Origin of the sequence: Streptomyces sp. NPDC052109 (assembly GCF_040680195.1) — a bacterium.
GTDB lineage: Bacteria > Actinomycetota > Actinomycetes > Streptomycetales > Streptomycetaceae > Streptomyces.
Genome location: NZ_JBFAWF010000007.1, coordinates 63,481 through 85,487 on the forward strand (window position 1 = coordinate 63,481; position 22,007 = coordinate 85,487).

General features: G+C 70.8%; 13 protein-coding genes and 3 pseudogenes. 5 read left to right on the forward strand and 11 right to left on the reverse strand.

All coding sequences use genetic code 11. From position 1 onward, the window contains the following. Positions 1-167: 167 nt before the first annotated feature. Positions 168-644, forward strand: coding sequence for a hypothetical protein (locus tag AB0L59_RS16750; RefSeq protein ID WP_365583729.1), 477 nt, complete (start codon positions 168-170; stop codon positions 642-644). 34 nt (positions 645-678) lie between these two features. Here the strand turns inward: AB0L59_RS16750 and AB0L59_RS16755 are convergent, their stop codons facing one another. Further along, entirely contained in the window at positions 679-2,616 is a 1,938-nt protein-coding gene (locus AB0L59_RS16755; protein ID WP_365583732.1) for an acyl-CoA dehydrogenase family protein, read from the reverse strand. 318 nt (positions 2,617-2,934) lie between these two features. On the opposite strand from AB0L59_RS16755, the pseudogene AB0L59_RS16760 reads away from it, so the two are divergent. After that, a pseudogene (locus AB0L59_RS16760) lies at positions 2,935-3,949 on the forward strand (LacI family DNA-binding transcriptional regulator). A gap of 81 nt (positions 3,950-4,030) precedes the next feature. Continuing rightward, positions 4,031-4,560, forward strand: a pseudogene (locus AB0L59_RS16765) (family 31 glucosidase); the annotation flags it as partial. 141 nt (positions 4,561-4,701) lie between these two features. Here the strand turns inward: AB0L59_RS16765 and AB0L59_RS16770 are convergent. The 4 genes from AB0L59_RS16770 to AB0L59_RS16785 form a co-directional block, all read right to left on the reverse strand. Beyond that, positions 4,702-6,069 carry a S53 family peptidase gene (locus tag AB0L59_RS16770; RefSeq protein ID WP_365583734.1) on the reverse strand — a complete coding sequence of 456 codons (1,368 nt, stop codon included), beginning with the start codon at positions 6,067-6,069 and terminating at the stop codon, positions 4,702-4,704. Positions 6,070-6,338: 269 nt separating this feature from the next. Continuing rightward, complete coding sequence (locus AB0L59_RS16775; protein WP_365583736.1) at positions 6,339-7,784, reverse strand: aldehyde dehydrogenase family protein; 1,446 nt, start codon at positions 7,782-7,784, stop codon at positions 6,339-6,341. A gap of 394 nt (positions 7,785-8,178) precedes the next feature. Further along, complete coding sequence (locus tag AB0L59_RS16780) at positions 8,179-9,834, reverse strand: PucR family transcriptional regulator (protein WP_365583739.1); 1,656 nt, start codon at positions 9,832-9,834, stop codon at positions 8,179-8,181. Positions 9,835-9,941: 107 nt separating this feature from the next. Beyond that, positions 9,942-12,428, reverse strand: coding sequence for an ATP/GTP-binding protein (locus AB0L59_RS16785; protein WP_365583742.1), 2,487 nt, complete (start codon positions 12,426-12,428; stop codon positions 9,942-9,944). Between the two features lie 312 nt (positions 12,429-12,740). On the opposite strand from AB0L59_RS16785, the gene gabT reads away from it, so the two are divergent. Together gabT and AB0L59_RS16795 are read left to right on the forward strand one after the other, a co-directional pair. Further along, complete coding sequence (gabT, locus tag AB0L59_RS16790; RefSeq protein ID WP_365583744.1) at positions 12,741-14,075, forward strand: 4-aminobutyrate--2-oxoglutarate transaminase; 1,335 nt, start codon at positions 12,741-12,743, stop codon at positions 14,073-14,075. A gap of 666 nt (positions 14,076-14,741) precedes the next feature. Further along, a pseudogene (locus AB0L59_RS16795) lies at positions 14,742-14,993 on the forward strand (hypothetical protein); the annotation flags it as partial. 70 nt (positions 14,994-15,063) lie between these two features. Here the strand turns inward: AB0L59_RS16795 and AB0L59_RS16800 are convergent. The 6 genes from AB0L59_RS16800 to AB0L59_RS16825 form a co-directional block, all read right to left on the reverse strand. Continuing rightward, the gene (locus tag AB0L59_RS16800) at positions 15,064-16,902 is read right to left on the reverse strand and encodes a glycoside hydrolase family 18 protein (RefSeq protein WP_365583745.1); all 1,839 of its coding nucleotides are present in this window, start codon (positions 16,900-16,902) and stop codon (positions 15,064-15,066) included. Between the two features lie 76 nt (positions 16,903-16,978). Continuing rightward, on the reverse strand, positions 16,979-17,455 hold the full coding sequence (locus AB0L59_RS16805) for a hypothetical protein (protein WP_365583748.1): 477 nt from the start codon (positions 17,453-17,455) through the stop codon (positions 16,979-16,981). Between the two features lie 179 nt (positions 17,456-17,634). Further along, positions 17,635-19,065, reverse strand: coding sequence for an FAD-dependent oxidoreductase (locus AB0L59_RS16810; protein ID WP_365583751.1), 1,431 nt, complete (start codon positions 19,063-19,065; stop codon positions 17,635-17,637). A 53-nt stretch (positions 19,066-19,118) separates the two neighbouring features. Further along, positions 19,119-19,919 (reverse strand): ABC transporter permease, encoded by an 801-nt coding sequence (locus tag AB0L59_RS16815; RefSeq protein ID WP_365583754.1) that lies wholly within the window; start codon positions 19,917-19,919, stop codon positions 19,119-19,121. Continuing rightward, positions 19,920-20,855: an ABC transporter permease gene (locus tag AB0L59_RS16820; RefSeq protein WP_365583757.1), complete on the reverse strand. Its 936-nt coding sequence runs from the start codon at positions 20,853-20,855 to the stop codon at positions 19,920-19,922. Beyond that, complete coding sequence (locus tag AB0L59_RS16825; protein WP_365583760.1) at positions 20,855-22,006, reverse strand: ABC transporter ATP-binding protein; 1,152 nt, start codon at positions 22,004-22,006, stop codon at positions 20,855-20,857. Before AB0L59_RS16825 ends, AB0L59_RS16820 begins: the two co-directional genes overlap by 1 nt. Between the last annotated feature and the right edge of the window lies 1 nt (position 22,007).

Sequence of the window (22,007 nt, forward strand, 5' to 3'; positions counted from 1 at the left end):
GAGTGGTCGTCTCGATGTGAAGCCCACGTAAAGATGACGTGATCAGGACGTGGAGCTCCGACCCGGTCGGGTGACGTCGAGGAATTCGCGGGTTTCCCGTCGCCGGTGATGGCATCCTTCCGTAGGCGCCCGTCAAGCAGGGCGCTCAAGGGGGAGGAGTCACCACCGTGAACCGCATCCGTACGACCGCGACCGTCCTGGCGACGGCGGGCGTCCTGACCGCCGCTCAGCTCGGTCTCGCCACCGGCGCGTTCGCCGCCACCCGGGCACCGCAGAGCACCGGCTGCCCCGTCGACCTTGTCTACCCGAGCCGCTTCTACATCGACTCGCACGGCTGGGTGACCAACGGAGGCCTGTACTTCGGCATCAGGAACACGAGCACGACCAAGTCCTTCAAGAAGGTCAGCCTCACCGTCACGGACGTCAAGAACATCCGCTTCGGCTCGGCCAAGGCCACGGGCGGCAAGGTGACCTACAAGACGTCGAAGACGGTGACCGTGTACACCGGGGCCCTCAACAAGAAGGCCTCCCTCGGCGTGAAGGTGCAGACGCATCTGCTCAGCACCCGTGCCTACAAGGTGAAGTTCACCCTGCACGGCTCGGGCTGGAACTGCGCCGTGGACCAGGGCACCTGGGGCAACTGACCCCAGGTGCCCGGTCGGCCGGCGGGAGGGCGGCTCAGCCCCCGAAGGGGCGGCGCTCGCTCTCCCGCTTCGACGCCCCGGGGGTCGCGTCGGCGATCCACGGTCCGTCGCCGGACGGGTCGATGACGCCCTCCTCCAGCCAGGTGTAGGCCCCGCCGAGGACCTGCTTGACCACCTTGCGGTCCAGGTCGTCGGTGTTGGTCCACAGACGGTCGAAGAGCTCCTCGACCCGGATGCGGGCCTGCCGGCAGAAGGCGTCGGCCAACTGATAGGCCTCGCGGCCGTGTTCGTCCCGGTTGCGCAGCAGTTCGGCACGGACGCAGGCCGCGCTCATCGCGAAGAGTTCGGCGCCGATGTCCACGATCCGGCCCAGGAAGCCCTGCTTGGTCTCCATCCGGCCCTGCCAGCGGGACATGGCGTAGAAGGTGGAGCGGGCCAGTTTGCGGGCGGTGCGCTCGACATAGCGCAGATGCCCGGACAGGTCGACGCCGTGCTTGAACTGCCCGTAGGACGTGGGCAGCTGGCCCGGTCCCGCGACCAGCTTCGGCAGCCACTTGGCGTAGAAGACGCCCGCGTTCGCGCCCGCCTTCGCCTTGTCCGACAGGGACTTGTCGGGGTCGATGAGGTCACCGGCGACCGAGAGGTGGGCGTCGACCGCCTCGCGGGCGATCAGCAGGTGCATGATCTCCGTGGAGCCCTCGAAGATGCGGTTGATACGCAGGTCGCGCAGCATCTGCTCGGCCGGGACCCCGCGCTCGCCGCGCGCCTTCAGGGACTCGGCGGTCTCGTAGCCGCGTCCGCCGCGGATCTGGACCAGCTCGTCGGCCATCTTCCAGGACATCTCGGAGCCGTAGAGCTTGGCGAGCGCGGCCTCGATGCGGATGTCGTTGCGGTCCTCGTCGGCCATCTGCGAGGAGAGGTCGAGGACGGCCTCCAGGGCGAAGGTGGTGGCCGCGATGAAGCTGATCTTGGAGCCGACGGCCTCGTGCAGCGCCACCGGCTTGCCCCACTGCTCGCGCTCCGCCGACCATTCGCGGGCGATCTTCAGGCACCACTTGCCGGCGCCGGCGCACATCGCCGGCAGCGACAGCCGGCCGGTGTTGAGGGTGGTGAGCGCGATCTTCAGGCCCGCGCCCTCGGGGCCGATGCGGTTGGCGGCCGGGACCCGTACCTGGTGGAAGCGGGTGACGCCGTTCTCGATGCCTCGCAGGCCCATGAAGGCGTTGCGGTTCTCGACGGTGACGCCCTCCGAGGTCGCCTCCACGACGAAGGCGGTGATGCCGCCCTTGTGCCCCTCGGACTTCGGCACCCGCGCCATGACGACGAGCAGGTCGGCGACCACCCCGTTGGTGGTCCACAGTTTCACCCCGTCGAGCACGTAGTCGTCCCCCTCGGGTACGGCCGTGGTGGCGAGGCGGGCCGGGTCGGAGCCGACGTCCGGCTCGGTGAGCAGGAAGGCGGAGATGTCGGTGCGGGCGCAGCGGGGCAGGAACGTGTCCTTCTGCTCCTGGGTGCCGAACATCTTCAGCGGCTGCGGTACGCCGATCGACTGATGGGCGGAGAGCAGCGCGCCGACGGCGGGGCTCGCGGAGCCGACCAGGGCGAGGGCCTTGTTGTAGTACAGCTGGGTGAGGCCGAGACCGCCGTAGTGGGGGTCGATCTTCATGCCGAGGGCGCCGAGCTCCTTCAGGCCCGCCACGACCTCGTCGGGGATGCGGGCCTCGCGCTCGATGCGTGCGGGGTCGATCGTGGACTCGCAGAACGCGCGCAGCTTGGCGAGGAACTCCTCCCCGCGCCGCACGCTGTCGGGGTCCGGGAGCGGGTGGGGGTGGATGAGGTCGAGCCGGAAGCGCCCGAGGAACAGTTCCTTGGCGAAGCTGGGCTTGTGCCAGTCCTGCTGCCGGGCGGCCTCCGCCACCTGACGGGCCTCGCGCTCGGTCACGGTGGTGCGTGGAGTGGTGGGGGCGGACATGGAGGCTCACCTCGCCGCGAAGAGGGACGAATTTGACCGTTCGTTACCGACCAGTGCTACTGGATCGTTGGTACCCGAAACGGGCCGACCCCACCACCCCTCGCGCGTCCGAACGGCCGAAAGACCTGCCGGAACCCCGGCCCCCGGGTGTGTACTGCTTCCGAGTGACCTGTTCGGGATATCGGCCAACGAGAATCTGTCGAAGCGCTTCGACAAACTCTGGACACCCCACTTCGAGGCCAGGGTCAAGTCACCCTCACTCGCCCTCGTCGGTAAACGCGCGGTCAGTCGAAGCGCTTCCCAAAGCTTGGAGCACGGATGGTCACCCTCGCCGAGGTCGCCCAGCACGCCGGAGTCTCGGCGAGCACGGTGAGCTATGTCCTCAGCGGCAAGCGGTCCATCTCCACGACCACCCGGCAACGGGTCGAGCGGAGCATCCGGGAGCTCGGCTACCACCCGAACGCCGGCGCCCGCGCCCTGGCCGGCAAGCGGTCGAACATCATCGCGCTGATGATCCCGCTGCGCACCGACATGTACGTGCCGGTGATGATGGAGATCGCCGTTGCGGTGGCCACCACGGCCCGTACGCACGGCTACGACGTCCTGCTGCTCACCGGAGAGGAGGGGCCCGACGCGGTGCGCCGAGTGACCGGCAGCGGTCTCGCCGACGCCGTGATCGTGATGGACGTCGAGCTGGAGGACGAACGGCTGCCGCTGCTGCGCCGGACGGGCCGGCCTTCGGTGCTGATCGGCCTGCCCGCCGACCCGGCAGGTCTGACCTGTGTGGACCTGGACTGGAGGGCGACGGGCGCGCTGTGCGTGGAGCATCTGGCGGGGCTCGGCCACCGGGACATCGCTGTCATCGGTGAGGCCCCCGCCGTCTACGAGCGGCACACCGGCTTCGCCGAGCGCACCCTCGACGGGCTGCGCTCCCTGGCCCGCGAGTCGGGCGTCCGGGTGCTGCACCGGCCGTGCGAGGGCGGATACGACGCGATGGCCCTCACCCTGGCCCGGATCTTCGACGAGCGCCCCGCGACGACCGGGTTCGTGGTGCAGAACGAGTCGGCGGTGGAGCCGCTGCTCGCGCTGCTGCGCCAGCAGGGCAGGGCCGTGCCGGAGGACGTGTCCGTGGTCGCGATCTGCCCGGACCAGGTCGCGGTCCAGGCCTCGGTGCGACTGACCTCGGTCGCCGTGCCGGCACAGGAGATGGGCCGGTACGCGGTCGAACATCTGGTGGCCAAGCTGGACGGACGGGGCGGCGACGAGGTCGTCCTGGTCGCGCCCGAACTGACTGGCACGGGCGAGTTCGGCACCGGCACCGGCCGCCTCCTGACGCACCGTCCCGTGCTCCGGCGCCTTTGGGGCACGCCCCTGCCTGCCTTGTCCCTGTCCCGCACCCCCTCAGGAGCATGCAGTGAATCAGCCTGCCGTCACGCGACCCGAGGTCTCCCTCGCCCAGTCCACCCCCACCGTCGGCACCCTTCATGAGCGGGACGGGGCACTGGAGTGGAGCGGCCGCCAGGAGACGGTGCGGATCGAGCCGTGGGGTCCGGACGCGGTCCGGGTGCGCGCCCGGCTCGGCGGCCCGGTGCTGGAGGGCTGCCGGAGGCGTTGGCCGACGCCCCGCCCGCCCAGGACGCCACGGTCGCGATCGGTGACGGCGAGGCGCGGCTGACGGTCGGCGCGCTGACCGTCGAGGTGAACGCCGAGGGTCTGGCCCCCTTTCTGCGCACCGAGGACGGTACGGAGCTGCTCGCCGAGGAGCGGGCCCACTTCTGGTGGCCGGGCTCGCGCCTGTACACGGCGGTCGGCAACGGGCACCACCGCCTGGAGCAGCGCTTCGCCGCCTACGAGGGCGAGAAGCTGTACGGCCTCGGCCGGCACCAGCACGGGCGCCTCGACCAGAAGGGACTGGTGCTGGACCTGGTGCAGCGCAACGCGGACACCGACGGCGGGCAGGGGTCCGGCACCGGAAGGCACCGGTGCCGGACCCCTGCCCCCGCACGGACACGCGGAACGGCCCGGGTCCAGGACCCGGGCCGTTCGCAGGTGACGTGCGACCGCGCTCGTCACACCGTCGGATCGTCAGCCGTGGCTCGCCTTGGCGAGGGCCTGCACGAAGCGGAGGGCGTCCAGCGTGCCCACGCCGGTGGCCATGTCGTAGCCGTTCACGGCCTGGTAGCCCTTGACGCCCTGATAGCTGTTGTCCGTGCCGTCGTTGACGTCGACGATGCCCGGGCTCTTCTGCTTCAGGAGCGTGTAGAGGGCCGCGTTGATGTCGCCCACCCGGTGGCCGGCCGCCTGGTCGGCGAGCGCGACGACGCCCGAGAAGAGCGGGCTGGCCTCGCTGGTGCCGCCGGAGACGTCCCAGCCGGTGGCGGTCGGGTCGTAGCTGGAGTACACCCAGGCACCGCCGTTGACCGCGGCCGCCAGCGAGATGTCCGGGGTGCCGCGGCGGGTGCCGACGATCTTCTTGACACCGTCCTGGAAGCCCGGGCGGGTGAACACGTGGGACTGGCCGCCGCCGCCCGCGCCGTAGTCGTTGTAGACGCTGTCCGGCTTGACGCGCTCGCCCTTGTCGTTCAGGTGGAGCTGGGTGCCGCCGATGGAGGTGACCAACGGGTCCGAGGACGGCCAGGAGTTGACGCGCTTGTTGTAGTACGTCTTGCCGTCCAGCTTCATGTCGGTGGCGCCGCCGTCACCGGAGGAGGCGAGGACGGTCACGTGCTTGCGCTGCGCGTCCTGGAAGGCGTACCGCAGCTTCTTGATGCTGGAGAAGTCGCCCTTGTCGAAGCCCGGGAACGTGTTCTCGGTGGCCCCGAAGCTCTGGCTGATGACGTCGCCGCCACCGTGGTCGATCAGGTACTTCTCGGCGGACATCATCTCCGGCAGACCGGTGGTGCCCTCGGTTTCCGAGACCGCCGTCTCCACCAGCACGATCTTCGCGTCCGGCGCGACGGCGTGGGCCATCTCGACGTCCAGCGTGGTCTCGCCGGCCCAGCCGGTCATGTCCGAGTTCTTGGGGTCGAACTTGGGGACGTGGCCCCACTTGACCACGTTGACCTTGGTGCTGCGCAGCCCGAACTGCTTGCTGTAGACGTCCAGGTCGTGCTGGACGGTCGGGGAACCGAACGAGTCGACGATGACGATCGTCCGACCCTTGCCCGTGATGCCCTTCTTGTACAGCGGGTTGAGGTTGTACGCCGTTCTGTACTGCAGCGGGTTGTAGCAGTTGATGTGCCATTTGGCCTGGCACTGGGCGATGGGGAGGGGGCTGGGCACGTCGCGGACGAGGGTGTGCCCCGCGATGGCCGGCTGCGCGAAGGTGTGCGGCACGCCGGCGGGCGCGGCGGTGGTGGCGCCGGCCTGGGAGGTGGCCGCCAGTGCGGCGGCGACGAGTGCGGCGGTGGCGGCGGACGCCGCGACGCCGCGCCCGGAACGGGCTATGTGCATGTGGTCCCCTGAGTGGTCCTGACACGTCCTGGGCAGGAATGAACCCGAGTCGGACGAACTGGTCAGGCGCATCCCATCGGGTGAGTCATGGACAGAACAAGACTCAGGGCGAGACTCTTGAACAGCCGATGTCGAATCCTTTACCGGGGAACAGAAAACGGGGAACGTACAGAGGGTTATCCCTCGGTCCGCGCGAACGGGAACGGGAACGGCCGCAGCCCCCGCACAGTGGGCTGCGGCCGTTCTGTTTCCGACCTGTCCGTGGCAGGTCAGAGCGCGAGACCGGTGAGAACCAGCACGCGCTCGTAGGTGTAGTCCTCCATCGCGAACCGCACGCCTTCGCGGCCCACACCGGACTGCTTGGCGCCGCCGTACGGCATCTGGTCGGCGCGGTAGGACGGGACGTCGCCGATCACCACGCCACCGACCTCGAGGGCACGGTGGGCGCGGAAGGCGACCTGCAGGTCGTGGGTGAACACGCCCGCCTGGAGACCGTACTTGGAGTCGTTCACGGCGGCGAAGGCCTCGGCCTCGCCGTCCACCTTCTGCACCGTGAGGACGGGCCCGAAGACCTCCTCGCAGGAGAGGGTCACATCCGCCGGTACATCGGTGAGGACCGTCGGCGCGTAGGAGGCGCCGTCGCGGTCGCCGCCGGTGAGCAGCGTGGCGCCGGCCTCGACCGCCTCCTTCACCCAGGACTCCACGCGCTTGGCGGCGTCCTCGCTGACCAGCGGGCCGACGTCCGTCTTGGCGTCGGACGGGTCACCGGTGACCTGGGCCTCGACGGCGGCGACGACGCGCGGCAGCAGGCGCTCGTACACCGACGCGTCGGCGATCACGCGCTGCACGGAGATGCAGGACTGGCCACCCTGGTAGTTGGAGAAGGTCGCGATGCGGGTCGCGGCCCAGTCCAGGTCGGCGTCGGAGGCGTAGTCGCCGAGGACGACCGCGGCTCCGTTGCCGCCCAGCTCCAGCGTGCAGTGCTTGCGGGGCACCGAGTCCATGATCGCGTAGCCGACCTTCTCGGAACCGGTGAAGGAGATGACCGGCAGGCGCTCGTCCTGCACCAGGGCGGGCATCTTGTCGTTCGGGACCGGGAGGATGCTCCACGACCCGGCCGGCAGGTCGGTCTCGGCGAGCAGGTCACCGATGATCAGGCCGGAGAGCGGGGTGGCCGGGGCCGGCTTGAGGATGATGGGCGCACCGGCGGCGATCGCCGGGGCGACCTTGTGGGCGCAGAGGTTCAGCGGGAAGTTGAACGGCGCGATGCCGAGCACGACGCCCTTCGGGAAGCGGCGGGTGAGCGCCAGACGGCCCTGGCCACCGGCGTCGGTGTCGAGCCGCTGGGCCTCGCCGCCGTTGAACCGGCGGGCCTCCTCGGCGGCGAACCGGAACACGGAGACGGCGCGGCCGACCTCGCCCCGGGCCCACTTGATCGGCTTGCCGTTCTCGGCGGAGATCAGCTGGGCGATCTCCTCGGTGCGCTCGACCAGGCGCTTGCTGACGTGGTCGAGGGCGGCGGCGCGCACGTGCGCCGGGGTGGCGGCGAACTCGTCCCGCACGGCGTACGCGGCGGCCACGGCCTCCTCGACCTGGGCGTCGGTCGGCACGCTGACCTTGCCGACGAGCCGGCCGTCCCACGGGGAGGTGACGTCGAAGGTGTCCTCGCCGGTGACCTGGCGGCCGGCGAGCCAGAAGGCGTGGGTGGAAGTCATGTGCGAGTCCCGGCCCTTCCGCGTTGGGGGTGTGCTTGGCTTTCGTGCACCACGGTAGGGCGGGGGCGGCCGGCGGTCGTTTGTCCGAGTCGTAGTAGTCGGGGTGGGGGGTGCGCCGGAATGGCGCGGTGGGCCGGGGCGCGTGCGGTCGCCGGCTCCTGGGCCGCGTTCCTCGGTCACCTCGGGTGGGGGCGCTGGTGACGGCTGTCGTCACCGGCGAGGCGGGGGGCGGCGGACAGCCGACGGTTGCGGCCGCGGTCGGCCCCGAAGGCGATCATGCGGAAGCCGAGGCGAGAAGGCCGGCCCGGTCCGGGCCGAAGGGGAGCTCGAGGACGTGGAGCCGGAGCGAGCCCGGTTCCGGGGGCCGCGCCCCCTCGACCGGCCCGGCGGGCGGTCACTCCGGCGACGTGGCCTTCAGGGCGAGCCACAGCTCCATCCGCACGTCGGGGTCGTCCAGGGAACGGCCGAGGATCTCCTCGACCCTGCGCATCCGGTACCGCAGCGTGTGCCGGTGCACCCCCAGGTCCGCCGCGGCCGCGTCCCACTGCCCGTGCCGCGACAGCCACGCCCGCAGCGAGGCGACCAGATCCCCGCGCCCCGTCGCGTCGTGCTCGTGCAACGCCCGCAGCAACCCGTCGGCGAACGCCTTCACCGCGTCGTCGGCCAGCAACGGCAGCACGGACCCCGCCGCCAGCTGCTCGTGCTCCACCAGCACCCGCCCCCGCCGCCGGGCCACCGACAGCGCCTGCTCGGCCTGCTTGTAGGCCGCCGCCGCGGCGATCGGCCCGGCCGGCGCGGACAGTCCGACGACCAGTTCGTCCTCGTCACCGCCCGCCTGCTCGGGCACCGCCCGCGCCGCCTCCAGCGCCGTCGCGTACCGCGTACACGCGGCCACCGCCGCACCCCCGTCGGCGGCGAGCACGACCAGCCGCTCCCCCTCGGGCACGACCAGCACGGCCTCCCCGGAGCGGGCGGCCGCGGCCTCCACGCTCTCGGCCAGCCCGCCCAGGGGATCGCCGGCGACGTCGGCGGGGCGCGCGGCGGTACCGGCACCCGGTGCCCGTACCTGGCCGTGGGCATCGGCGTGCGCCCGTGCGGCGGAGCCGGACACGGACTCGGCGACGATCATCCGGAACGGCGCGTCGAGCAGCCCGCCGTACAGGTCCCCGGCGACGGCCCGGGCATGGTCGGGCTCACCGGCGAGCAGCATGCGCAGGACCGCCGCGCCGACGCGCAGTTCGGCCGCGTGCAGGGAACGGGAGCGTTCGGTGGTGAGGGTGAGCAGGGCGATGGCGGAGTGCACGGCGTACCGCTCGGCGGTGCCGAGGGCCGCGGCCGTACCGACGGCGAGCGCGGCGCGCGGCCGCCGCCCGGTGCCCAGGGAGTGCAGCTCGACCCGGTCCTCGTGCTCGGGTCCGCCGACGACGGAGGAGGCGGGGGCGGGCCGCTCCCGCAGCCGCTCGACCTCGGCGGTCAGCCGGGCGGCGCGCCGGCCGGCCCACTCGGGCGCGGCGGCGACGACGGCGCCGGAGGCGTCGTACAACGCGGCCCACCCGTCGACCTGCCCGGCGAGCGCGCCGAGGAGCCCTTCGGGCCCGGCGTTCAGCGCCTGCTTGGTCAGCTCACGCTGCGCGGCGAACCCGGCGGTGACGGCACGGTACTGATCGGCGGCGATGGCGGCGGACACGGCCTTGCTGATGGCGAGGAAGGGGGTGCGGCGGGGCACTTCGAGCAGCGGAAGCCCCTCCTCCCGCGCGGCGTCTACGAGGGCCGCGGGGATCTCCTCGTAGTTGACCCCCACGGCGAAGCCGAGCCCGACCACGCCCGCCCCGACCAGCCGCTTCACATACCGCCGCATGGCCTCGGGATCCTCCGCGTCCAGCTTGAGCGCGGTGATCAGCAGCAGCTCGCCGCCCTCCATGTACGGCACGGGGTCGGCCAGCTCGCTGACGTGGGCCCAGCGGACGGGCACGTCGAGGCGGTCCTCGCCCGCGCGCACGGTCAGTTTGAGCGCGGAGTGGTGGACGAGCGAGGCGAGGGTCGGGGGCATGAGGCCTTCACGGTGAGGGAGCTGAGGCGATCAGGGTGATCTTTTGGCCGAAGCGTATGAACGACCTACACGAATTCTGCCTCACCGTACGATCCCGCGCCGCCTCCTCACCCGCTCAAATCCACCAGCAGCGGCGGCGCGTGCTCCCCCCGCACACTCGTCAACGACAACACGGCATGCCCCGCCGGCACCCCATGAGCCAACTCAGAGGCCGACCACCGCTCCCGCTCGACCTGGCGAACGGTGACGGCCTCCGTCGTCACCGCCTTGCCTGTCACCAGCTTGCGCAGGGCATGGATGGCACGCGTCATCGGCTGGTCGGCGAATACGGTGTGCTGGGCCACGTCCCGGGTCTCCACCCACTGGGTTCCCCAGGCCTCCGCGAACCTGCCTCCGTCCCATGTGGTCACCCCGGAGAACGCCATGTGGCAGCCGACGGCCGCGTACAGCGGCCCGTGCAGTGCCTCGGGCACGTCGGCCACGGTGCGCAGGGCGAGCACCACGCCGGCGTTGCGGGAGCGCAGCCGCTGAATGCGCCGGACGGACTCGGCCGTCACCGCACCGGTGGCGTCGTCGAGGACGAGACAGGCGAAGTGGGTTCGTTCGCCTGCCGACGCCACGGCACCGAACTGGGCGAGCAGCAGCCGGGTGATGATCCGGGACGCCTCTTCGTGCCCACGGTCGGGCAGGTCGATGCGGACGCGCAACGGATGGTGGGCCACGGCGCGCAGGGAGAACGGCCGAGCGCTGCCACCTTCTCCGCCGAAGAACTCGGCGAACACCGGCCGGTCCAGCACGGCGAGCCGGTCGGCCAGGACCGGCCCCGGATCCCCGGCGGTGCCCGACTGCCGGGCACGCGCGTCGAGTTCTCGGCGCATGACCGCGTGCTCGTCCCCTGTGAGCGCACCGCGCAGCGCGGCCACGGCCGCGGAGTCGCCCACCAGGAGTTCCCGCAGCTCCGGAAGGGTCGGAAAACGTCCGTACGCCGCCCGGTGAGGGCCGAGGAGCTGGGCGAGCGCGGTGACCGACCGCTGACCGCTCACCGTGTCCAGGTCGCCTGCCAGCCCCTCCGCCAGGAGGGCGGCTGCCTCGTCGGGATCGTCGGAGTCCGCGTAGGGGTCCAGGTCGTGCACGGACGCCGGGTCGCCCAGGCGTACGACGACGTCGTAGGCCGAGTCGGGGCCGAGCGGGGTGCCGACCGCGCACACGGCGACGACAGCACACCGCCCGGCGAGTGCCTGTAGACCCAGCGACTCGACGACGGGCTGGATCAGGTGGCGTGTCTTGCCTGAACCCGCGGGCCCCACGGCCAGCAGCGAGGTGCCGAGGGCGTCCGGTGCGAGCGCCGTCCCCGCGCCGCCGTAGGCGAGCGGCGTACGGTCCCCTGCCACCCACCGCCCGATGCGCACCTGCCCGGCGAGCAGGTCGTGCCGTGCAGTCCGGCCTGGCAGGTCGCGGTCGCCCGAGGGGTGGGTCCAGGCGGCTCCGCCCTCGCGCAGCACCGTGTCGGTGAAGGAGGACAGCCGGGCCCGGGCACGTGCCACGGTCCACATGTGGCCGACCCTGGCGCAGTCAACGTCGTTCATCCGGCCGGCGTGCACCTCGGCAGTGAGCTCGTCAGCGGCCTGATGCTGGCCGGCCTCGCGCAGTTCGGGCCACTGCGACGGCCGCCGGTCGATGGCTGGCTGCACGGCCTCGGCCGTCCCCGTCCGGGCCCGCGCGGCGAGTGCTTCCCTCGCGAGGGGCCACCAGCCGCCGATCCGGGCGAACGGCCACAGCACCAGCAGGGTGATGAGCGCGTACAACCCGTCCGTGAGCGCCTCCGATGCGAAGACGCCGTAGTCGCCGGTGATCAGAACGATGAGGGAGAACAGCGGATCCTGAACGGGCAGCGCGTCCCAGCCCAGGCCGAACGCGCTCGGAAAGACGAAGGCCAGCGCGATCAGCGCGCCGAGTGCGGCGATGAGGGCGCGAACCGGTTGGTCACGACGGGTGACTACGTGCCGGATGATGTCGGACCAGCTGCCGAGACGTGCCATGACGTAGACGAGGATCGCGAAGAACACGCCGTTGGCGACCGTCATGGCCTCGGCACCCTGGTAGCCCTTCGGCGAGGTGGTGCCGGGCCACCACCATGCGTCGGGGGTGAGCAGCTTGAGGACCGTCCATTGGTAGGGGAGGCTGCCGTGCCGCCACAGCGACCACAGAAGCAGTCCCGCCACGAGGGGGACGGCGAAGCCGACGATCGTGACGGGGGCCAGCCGCTGTCCCTGGCGTGCCGCCCTGGGCGGGTGGTAGCCGTACCGCCAGATACCGGGGCCGACCGCCGGGCGCGGCTGGTCGAGCCAGTCGGCGACGGCTGAGCGGGGATGCGGCGGGTCGGGGGCATGCCCGGGTTGTGCGGCCTGCGGCGGCACCTCCGGCGCCCGCGTCGGCCGTGGCGGCACGGTGGGGGCGTCGTACGGTGTCACCGCACCGTTGTACGGGGCCGCGGGCCCGTATCGTGGTGCTGCGGGCACGTCTGTCGGCTCCGCCGGCCGGGGCACGGGGTGTGCGTGCGTGCCCCGCGCGTCCTGCGTCCCGTCGCTGTCCATCGCCCCTGCTCCCTGACCAGCCCCAGCGTCCTCCATCAGCGAGCCAATCTAATGCCCTTTCAAAGGGACTTCAGCGATTGCGCGGCAGGGCGCGCGGCGAGATACGAGCACGCCGCCGCGCTCCCCTCCCGACTCTTCTATGTCCACTACGGACAACCGCCTCCCCACAAGACGCCCACATGGAGCATGCCCACCCCCCGCCCCCGGCCCTAGCCTGCGAAGAAAGATAGGTATGCGGCCGAAAACGCACCGCCCGGAATCGTCCGGGACGCCACATGGACCGCCCGGTACGCAAGATCATCAGGAGCCCCCATGACCGCACTTCCGCAGGAGCGCCGCGTCGTCACCGCCATCCCCGGCCCGAAGTCGCAGGAGCTGCAGGCCCGCCGTACCGCCGCGGTCGCCCAGGGCGTGGGCTCCGTGCTGCCGGTCTTCACCGCGCGCGCGGGTGGCGGGATCATCGAGGACGTCGACGGCAACCGGCTCATCGACTTCGGGTCCGGCATCGCCGTGACCAGCGTCGGCGCCTCCGCCGAGGCCGTCGTACGACGGGCCTCCGCCCAGCTCGCCGACTTCACCCACACCTGTTTCATGGTCACCCCGTACGAGGGGTACGTGGAGGTCGCGGAGGCCTTGGCCGAGCTGACCCCCGGGGACCACGCCAAGAAGTCCGCGCTGTTCAACTCCGGCGCCGAGGCCGTCGAGAACGCCGTCAAGATCGCTCGCGCGTACACCAAGCGGCAGGCCGTGGTCGTCTTTGATCACGGATACCACGGGCGGACCAACCTGACCATGGCGCTGACGGCGAAGAACATGCCGTACAAGCACGGGTTCGGGCCGTTCGCGCCCGAGGTGTACCGCGTGCCGGTCGCCTACGCGTACCGCTGGCCGACCGGTCCGGAGAACGCCGGTCCCGAGGCCGCCGCCCAGGCCATCGACCAGATCACCAAGCAGGTCGGCCCGGACAACGTGGCCGCGATCATCATCGAGCCGGTGCTGGGTGAGGGCGGCTTCATCGAGCCCGCGAAGGGCTTCCTGCCGGCGATCCGCCAGTTCGCCGCCGACAACGGCATCGTCTTCGTCGCCGACGAGATCCAGTCGGGCTTCTGCCGGACCGGGCAGTGGTTCGCCTGTGAGGACGAGGGGATCGTCCCGGACCTCATCACCACCGCCAAGGGCATCGCCGGCGGTCTGCCGCTGGCCGCCGTCACCGGGCGCGCCGAGATCATGGACGCCGCGCACGCCGGAGGGCTGGGCGGCACGTACGGCGGTAACCCCGTCGCCTGTGCGGGTGCCCTCGGGGCCATCGAGACCATGAAGGAGCTCGACCTCAACGGCAAGGCCAAGCGCATCGAGGAGATCATGAAGGGTCGCCTCACCGCCATGGCCGAGAAGTTCGACGTCATCGGTGACGTCCGTGGGCGTGGCGCGATGATCGCCATCGAGCTGGTCAAGGACCGGACCACCAAGGAGCCGAACCCCGAGGCCACCGCCGCGCTCGCCAAGGCCTGCCACGCCGAGGGCCTGCTGGTCCTGACCTGTGGCACGTACGGCAACGTGCTGCGCTTCCTGCCCCCGCTGGTGATCGGCGAGGACCTCCTCAACGAGGGTCTCGACATCATCGAGCAGGCCTTCTCGCGCATCTGAGCGAGTACTCCGCACCTCTGACGGTGCCCTGCGGCAGGCCGTGTGAAGAACGTGTGCGAGGTGGATGGCGGGACGCGATTCCGTCTGCCCAAGCGCCTCGACCTGCCGTAGGTTCTACCCAGATGAGAGATACACCCCGCCCACAGGGGACTGTGGGCGATCTCAGGCCGAGGCCTCCCCAGCTTCGACCTGGTCGTGCCCTCGCGCACACAACCGGCGCCTGACGGCTCCGGGATCTCCTCACCGATCGGACGGTCGCCGCCCCAAACCCCCCGGGGCGCGCGACGTTCCGATCCGGACGGCCGCCTCGGAACCACCCCCCCTGTTCCGGGGCGGCCGACCTCCTTCCTCGCACGGACGGAAGAATCTGCGAAGCTGGGCACCGTGTCGACCGCAGCCCGCCGCGCCCCGCTCCTTGGCATCCCGGCCGTCCTCTTCGCCCTGATCACCTGGCAGGTCGTGGCCCACGGCCCGCTGCTGCGCCTGGACGCCCGCCTCAGCCGGGCCCTCGTCCATCCGGACCGGTTCTCCGAGCTCCTCTCCGACCTCGGCAACGTCCAGGTCGCCGTGCCGGTGCTCGTCGCGGCGGTGATCTACGCCCTGTGGCGGGGGCGTGCCACCGGTACGGACCTGTGGTGGCTGCCGCCCACCGCCGCGGCGGTCGTGATGGCGCTGGTGCCGGCGATCGTCGTACCCCTCAAGGACTGGACCGCACGGCCGGGGACCCCCGTGGTACCCCCGGCCGTCGGCTACTTCCCCTCCGGGCACACGGCCACGGCGGCCGTCGCCTACGGCTCCGCGACCCTGCTCCTGCTCCCCTGGCTGCGCTCCGCGGCCGCCCGCCGGGGCCTGGTCGGCGCCTGCGCGGCCCTGGTGCTCGGCGTGTCGTACGGCCTGGTCCGGCACGGCTGGCACTGGCCGCTGGACGTGGTGGCCAGCTGGTGCCTGTGCACCGTACTGCTGACCGCCCTGTCCCTGGTGCCGGGCGTCAGCCGAAGTACGCGTCGAAGGTGTGCTGGAACTCCCAGTTCGAGTAGCGGTCCCAGTTCACCGACCACGTCATCAGGCCCCGCAGAGACGGCCAGGTCCCGTGGGTCGCGTACGAGCCGCAGTTCGTCTTCTTCGTCAGGCAGTCCAGGGTCTTCGTGACCTCGGACGGCGGTACGTAGCCGTTTCCCGCGTTGGTCGAGGCCGGCATGCCGATCGCGACCTGGTCGGGGCGCAGCGGTGGGAAGACGTTGTTCGGGTCGCCCGCCACCGGGAAGCCGGTGAGCAGCATGTCGGTCATGGCGATGTGGAAGTCGGCACCGCCCATGGAGTGGTACTGGTTGTCCAGGCCCATGATCGGCCCGGAGTTGTAGTCCTGGACGTGCAGCAGGGTGAGGTCGTCGCGCAGGGCGTAGATGACGGGGAGGTACGCCCCGCAGCGCGGGTCCTGGCCGCCCCACTTGCCGGTGCCGTAGTACTGGTAGCCGTTCTGCACGAAGAAGGTCTCGGGCGCCATCGTCAGCACGAACGTGGAGCCGTACCTGGCCTTGAGGGTCTTCAGTGCCGAGATGAGGTTCACGATCACCGGCGTGGTGGGGTTCTTGAAGTCCGTGTCGTTGGTGTCGAGGGACAGCGAGTGGCCCTCGAAGTCGATGTCCAGGCCGTCGAGGCCCCATGTGTCGATGATGTTCGAGACGGAGGAGACGAAGGCGTCGCGGGCCGCGGTGGTGGTCAGCTGGACCTGGCCGTTCTGGCCGCCGATCGAGATCAGCACCTTCTTGCCGGCCGCCTGCTTGGCCTTGATCGCGGCCTTGAAGTCGGCGTCGCTCTCCACGTTCGGGCACTCGGTGACCGGGCAGCGGTTGAAGCGGATGTCCCCCGAGGTGGGCGAGGTGGGCTCGCCGAAGGCCAGGTCGATGACGTCCCAGCTGTCGGGTACGTCGGCGAGCCGGGTGTAGCCGGAGCCGTTGGCGAAGCCGGCGTGCAGATAGCCGACGAGCGCGTGGGCGGGCAGGTCGGTGGAGCCGCCGCCGGTGCCGGTGCCCGCGCTGGTCGTCGCCGTCACCCCCGCGGACTTGGCGGACTCGCCGGCGTCGTTGCTCGCGGTGACCTGGAAGCTGTACGCCGTCGAGGCCGACAGCCCGGTGACGGTGGCCGTGGTGCCGCTCACCGTCTGGACCCTGGCCCCGTCCCGGTAGACCGAGTAACCCGTGGCTCCGGTGACCGCCGACCAGGACAGGGCCACGGAGGACGAGGTGACGGCGGTGGTCTTCAGGCCGGTGGGCGCGGCCGGCGGCTGTGTGGTGCCGCTGCCGCCGGGGCCGACGAGGGAGATGTCGTCGGCGTAGTACGCACCGGTGCCGTACCAGCCGTGCGTGTAGATGGTCACCTTCGTGGTGGCGGCGCCGGTGGTGAAGGTGGTGGTCAGCTTCTGCCAGTCGGGGGCGGACTGGGTCCAGGTGGAGACGTCGGTGGTGCCGGTGCCGTTCGCGCCGAGGTAGACGTACGCGCCACGGACGTAACCGGACAGCGTGTACTGCGCGTTGGGCTGGACCGTCACCGTCTGCGCGCACTGTGCGTCGTCACTGCCGGCCGGGGTCGCCTGCAGCGCCGAACCGCCGCTGTGCACGGGCGAGTTGACCGTCGCACCGCTGCCCGCCGTACAGCTCCAACCGGTGAGGCCGGACTCGAAGCCGCCGTTGGTGGCGATGTCCGCGTCGGCCGCGCGGGCGACCGACGAGAGTGCGGTGACGCCGGGCACGGCCAGCAGGGCGGCCGTGAGCAGGGCGAGGACGGATCTGGGACGTCGTGCGCGAGCGGCGCGTGGGGCGCGTTCCACAAGGGCCTCCGGTGTCGGGGGAGTTGGAGGATGGAGCGCACTCAACTTGGTCCAGACCAATCCTCCTGTCAAGGCATCAGGGGCTCACCGTCCCGACCGACCGTCCCCACCCCCCCCTGGCCAGCCGCGCCGCCGCCTCGTGCATCGCCAGTTCCAGCAGCGCGGGGTCGGTCAGCGTGCCCGAGCCGTCGGGCGGCACCAGCCAGCGCACACCCTGGGCGGCCCGACCCGGGTACGGCACGACGATCCAGGTGCCGGGCCCCGCGGTACGGATTCCGGTGCCGACCCAGCGGGCGGCGGTGCCCGGCGGCACGAAGAACCCGACCCTGCCGTCGCCGAAGTCGGCGAGGACCGGGCCGGGCCGGTCGAGCACCCGGGTGAGCACGTCCAGGGTCGGAGAGCCGAGGTCGCCCGGCAGGATCAGTAGGTCCCAGGCCCTGCCGGCGGGCAGCAGCGCGACCCCGAGGGGGTTGCGCTCCCATTCCCAGCGGCAGGCCTCGGGGTCCGGTGCGACGGATGCCAGCCACTCGACGGCCGTCTTCGCCCCAGTCATCAGAAGGCCTCCCTCTTCTCTCGCCCGACCGTTCCGCACGGTCGTGCCGGGAGGAGAGAGGGAGGCCCTCCGCGGGCATTACGCGGGTTCCGCGCCCCAATCTTCGTGACCTGGATCACATGTCAGCGCCATCATCGGCAAGGCCGGGGGAAAGTCCCTCGGCCTCGCCCGGCTGTCACTCAGCTGTCGAAGCCCAGCCCCAGCCGGTCCATCGTCCGCAGCCACAGATTGCGGCGGCCGCCGTGCGCGTCCGCGCGGGCCAGGGACCACTTGGTGAGGGCGATCCCGGTCCAGGCGAACGGCTCGGGCGGGAACGGCAGCGGCTTCTTGCGGACCATCTCCAGCTCCGTCCGCTCGGTGCGCTCCCCGTCCAGCAGGTCGAGCATCACGTCCGCGCCGAAGCGGGTGGCGCCGACGCCCAGACCGGTGTAGCCCGCCGCGTACGCCACCCGGCCCCCGTGGGCCGTGCCGAAGAACGCCGAGAAGCGGGAGCAGGTGTCGATGGCCCCGCCCCAGGCGTGCGTGAAGCGGACGCCCTCCAACTGCGGGAAGCAGGTGAAGAAGTGGCCCGCGAGCTTGGCGTACGTCTCCGGCCGGTCGTCGTACTCCGCGCGCACCCGGCCGCCGTAGTGGTGGACCGCGTCGTACCCGCCCCACAGGATCCGGTTGTCGGCCGAGAGGCGGAAGTAGTGGAACTGGTTGGCCGAGTCGCCGAGCCCCTGTCTGTTCTTCCAGCCGATCGACTCCAGCTGGCCGGCGGACAGCGGCTCGGTCATCAGCGCGTAGTCGTAGACCGGCACGGTGTAGGAGCGCACGCGGCGCAGCAGGTTCGGGAAGATGTTCGTGCCGAGAGCGACCCGGCGGGCGCGGACCGCGCCGTACGGCGTGCGTACGGCCATGCCGGCGCCGTACGGCTTCAGGGTCAGCGCGGGCGTGTGCTCGTAGATCCGCACGCCGAGCTTCAGGCAGGCCTTCTTCAGGCCCCAGGCCAGCTTCGCGGGGTGCAGCATGGCGACGCCCGTGCGGTCCCACAGGCCGGCCTCGAAGGTGGGCGAGTTCACCTGCTCGCGCACGGCGTCGGCGTCGAGGAACTCGATGCCGTCCGCGAGCCCCTTCTCCTCCAGCTCCCGGTGCCAGTCGCGCAGTTCCCAGGCCTGGTAGGTCTCGGTGGCGACGTCGATCTCACCGGTGCGCTCGAAGTCGCAGTCGATGCCGTGCCGGACGATCGCGGCCTCGATCTCGTCGAGGTTGCGCCGCCCCAGCTCCTCCAGCTTGCCGATCTCGTCGGGCCAGCGGGTGAGGCCGTTGGGCAGGCCGTGGGTGAGGGAGGCGGCGCAGAAGCCGCCGTTGCGGCCGGAGGCGGCCCAGCCCACCTCGCGGCCTTCCAGCAGGACCACGTCGCGCCGCGGGTCGCGCTCCTTCGCGCCCAGCGCGGTCCACAGCCCGCTGTAGCCGCCGCCGACGACCAGCAGGTCGCAGGTGTCGGTGCCGGTGAGGGCGGGCTCGGCGGCCGGCTTGCCGGGGTCTTCCAGCCAGTACGGGACCGGCTGGGCTTCGGAGAGAGAGACGATCCAGTTGTCTTTGCCACGACTCATGGCGCTTGGGGCCATGATTTCAACTCCCTACAGAGGACTTTCCTGAAAAGGCGGCGCCTTGTGACGGCTTACGCCTTTTGCTTGTTACGGCGATTGCTGACGAGCATCGAGAACAGCGTGATGAGGACGGCGACGAGGAACATGGCCGTACCGATCACATTGATCTGGACGGGTGTGCCGCGCTGCGCCGAACCCCACACGAACATCGGGAAGGTGACGGTCGATCCGGCGTTGAAGTTGGTGATGATGAAATCGTCGAAGGAGAGCGCGAAGGACAGCAGCGCGCCCGCGGCGATTCCGGGTGCCGCGATGGGCAGGGTGACCCGCACGAAGGTCTGCACGGGGCCGGCGTACAGGTCCCGGGCGGCCTCCTCCAGGCGCGGGTCCATCGACATCACGCGCGCCTTGACGGCGGTGACGACGAAACTGAGGCAGAACATGATGTGGGCGATGAGGATCGTCATGAAGCCGAGCTGCGCGCCCATGTTGAGGAACAGGGTGAGCAGCGAGGCGGCCATGACGACCTCGGGCATCGCCATCGGCAGGAAGATCAGCGAGTTGACGGCGCCGCGGGCGCGGAAGCGGTACCGGACCAGCGCGAAGGCGATCATCGTGCCGAGGATCGTGGCGCCGATCGTCGCCCAGACCGCGATCTGGAGGCTGATGGAGAGCGAGCCGCACATGTCGGCGACGCCGCACGGCTGCTTCCAGGCGTCCAGGGAGAACTGCTGCCACTCGTAGTTGAAGCGTCCCTTCGGCTTGTTGAAGGAGAACGCCGTCACGATGACGTTGGGCAGCAGGAGGTAGGCGAGCGTCAGGATGCCCGCGATGACGACGAGATGGCGCTTGAGCCAGGTGACGAAGGGCATTTAGACCAGGTCCTCCGTCCCGGACCGGCGGATGTAGATCGTGACCATGGCCAGGATGGCGGCCATGAGGATGAACGACAGGGCCGCGGCCGTCGGGTAGTCCAGGATCCGCAGGAACTGGGTCTGGATGACGTTGCCGATCATGCGAGTGTCGGTGGAGCCGAGGAGCTCGGCGTTGACGTAGTCGCCGGCCGCCGGAATGAAGGTCAGCAGCGTGCCGGAGACCACGCCCGGCATCGACAGCGGGAAGGTGACCTTGCGGAAGGTGGTCCAGGGCTTGGCGTACAGGTCGCCGGCCGCCTCGTGCAGCCGTCCGTCGATCCGCTCCAGCGAGGTGTACAGCGGCAGGATCATGAAGGGCAGGAAGTTGTACGTCAGTCCGCACACCACCGCGAGCGGGGTGGCGAGGACGCGGTCGCCGGCCGTCCAGCCGAGCCAGTTGGTGAGGTCCAGGACGTGCAGCGAGTTCAGCGTGTGCACGACGGGCCCGTTGTCGGCGAGGATCGTCTTCCAGGCCAGGGTGCGGATCAGGAAGCTGGTGAAGAACGGCGCGATCACCAGGACCATGATCAGGTTCCGCCAGCGGCCCGCGCGGAAGGCGATCAGATAGGCCAGCGGATAGCCGAGCAGCAGGCACAGCACGGTCGCGGCCGCGGCGTACGCGACGGAGCGCAGGAACTGCGGCCAGTACTCGGACAGGGCGTCCCAGTACGTCGCGAAGTGCCAGGTGACCTTGTAGCCCTCCTCCAGGGAACCCTGCTGCACGGAGGTGGAGGCCTGGTAGATCATCGGCAGCGCGAAGAAGACGATCAGCCACAGGATGCCGGGCAGCAGCAGCCAGTACGGGGTGAACCGGCCGCGTTTGCGCGGGGGCTTCTTCTCCTCGACGGCGGGGGCGAGAGGCGGGGGCGCCTCGGCTTCGGTGAGGGTCGTCATCAGGCGGCCGCCTCTTCCTCGGTGCCCGCGTCGATGTCCTGGGCGGCGTCGAGACCGAAGGTGTGCGCCGGGCTCCAGTGCAGGACGACGTCGGCGCCGGGCACGAGCCGGCCGTCGCGCTCGACGTTCTGCACGTAGACCGAGAGTTCGTCGCAGACCGGGCTGTCGATCACGTACTGAGTGGAGACGCCGATGAAACTCGCGTCGGCGATCTTGCCGGTGAGGCGGTTGCGGCCCTCGGGTATCCCGCTCGCGTCGTCGGCGTGCGTGAGCGAGATCTTCTCGGGGCGGATGCCGACCAGCACCTTGCCGCCTGCGGTCGTCGGGGCGGAACAGCGCGCCTGGGGCAGCACCAGCTTGCCGCCGGCCGCCTTGAGCACGATGTCGTCGCCGTTCTTGGTGTCGACCTCGGCCTCGATGAGGTTGGAGGTGCCCAGGAAGTTCGCGACGAAGGTGGTGTTCGGGTTCTCGTAGAGGTCGGTCGGCGAGCCGAGCTGTTCGACGCGGCCCGCGTTCATCACGGCGACCGTGTCGGCCATGGTCATGGCCTCCTCCTGGTCGTGCGTGACGTGCACGAAGGTGATGCCGACCTCGGTCTGGATGCGCTTGAGCTCCAGCTGCATCTGGCGGCGCAGCTTCAGGTCGAGGGCGCCGAGCGGCTCGTCGAGGAGGAGCACCTTCGGGTGGTTGATGAGGGCGCGGGCGACGGCGACGCGCTGCTGTTGGCCACCGGAGAGCTGGTGCGGCTTCTTGCGCGCCTGCTCGCCGAGCTGGACCAGCTCCAGCATCTCCTCGACCTGCTTCTTCACGCTCTTGATGCCGCGCCGGCGCAGACCGAAGGCGACGTTCTCGAAGATGTCCAGGTGCGGGAAGAGGGCGTAGGACTGGAAGACCGTGTTCACCGGGCGCTTGTACGGCGGCAGGTGGGTGACGTCCTGGTCGCCGAGGCGCACGGTGCCGGAGGAGGGTTCCTCCAGACCGGCGATCATGCGCAGGGTGGTGGTCTTGCCGCAGCCGGAGGCGCCGAGCAGGGCGAAGAAGGAGCCCTGCGGCACGGTCAGTTCGAGCGGCTGTACGGCGGTGAAGCCGTTGTCGTAGGTCTTGCTGATACCGGAGAGGCGGACGTCGCCGCTGTTGTCTGGTGTCGTCATC

Bases quoted from the DNA above. Each gene is read 5' to 3' on its own strand.
- AB0L59_RS16755 (WP_365583732.1), bottom strand. From the start codon at position 2,616: ATGTCCGCCCCCACCACTCCACGCACCACCGTGACCGAGCGCGAGGCC.
- AB0L59_RS16770 (WP_365583734.1), bottom strand. From the start codon at position 6,069: ATGCACATAGCCCGTTCCGGGCGCGGCGTCGCGGCGTCCGCCGCCACC.
- AB0L59_RS16775 (WP_365583736.1), bottom strand. From the start codon at position 7,784: ATGACTTCCACCCACGCCTTCTGGCTCGCCGGCCGCCAGGTCACCGGC.
- AB0L59_RS16780 (WP_365583739.1), bottom strand. From the start codon at position 9,834: ATGCCCCCGACCCTCGCCTCGCTCGTCCACCACTCCGCGCTCAAACTG.
- AB0L59_RS16785 (WP_365583742.1), bottom strand. From the start codon at position 12,428: ATGGACAGCGACGGGACGCAGGACGCGCGGGGCACGCACGCACACCCC.
- gabT (WP_365583744.1), top strand. From the start codon at position 12,741: ATGACCGCACTTCCGCAGGAGCGCCGCGTCGTCACCGCCATCCCCGGC.
- AB0L59_RS16805 (WP_365583748.1), bottom strand. From the start codon at position 17,455: ATGACTGGGGCGAAGACGGCCGTCGAGTGGCTGGCATCCGTCGCACCG.
- AB0L59_RS16810 (WP_365583751.1), bottom strand. From the start codon at position 19,065: ATGGCCCCAAGCGCCATGAGTCGTGGCAAAGACAACTGGATCGTCTCT.
- AB0L59_RS16815 (WP_365583754.1), bottom strand. From the start codon at position 19,919: ATGCCCTTCGTCACCTGGCTCAAGCGCCATCTCGTCGTCATCGCGGGC.
- AB0L59_RS16820 (WP_365583757.1), bottom strand. From the start codon at position 20,855: ATGACGACCCTCACCGAAGCCGAGGCGCCCCCGCCTCTCGCCCCCGCC.
- AB0L59_RS16825 (WP_365583760.1), bottom strand. From the start codon at position 22,006: ATGACGACACCAGACAACAGCGGCGACGTCCGCCTCTCCGGTATCAGC.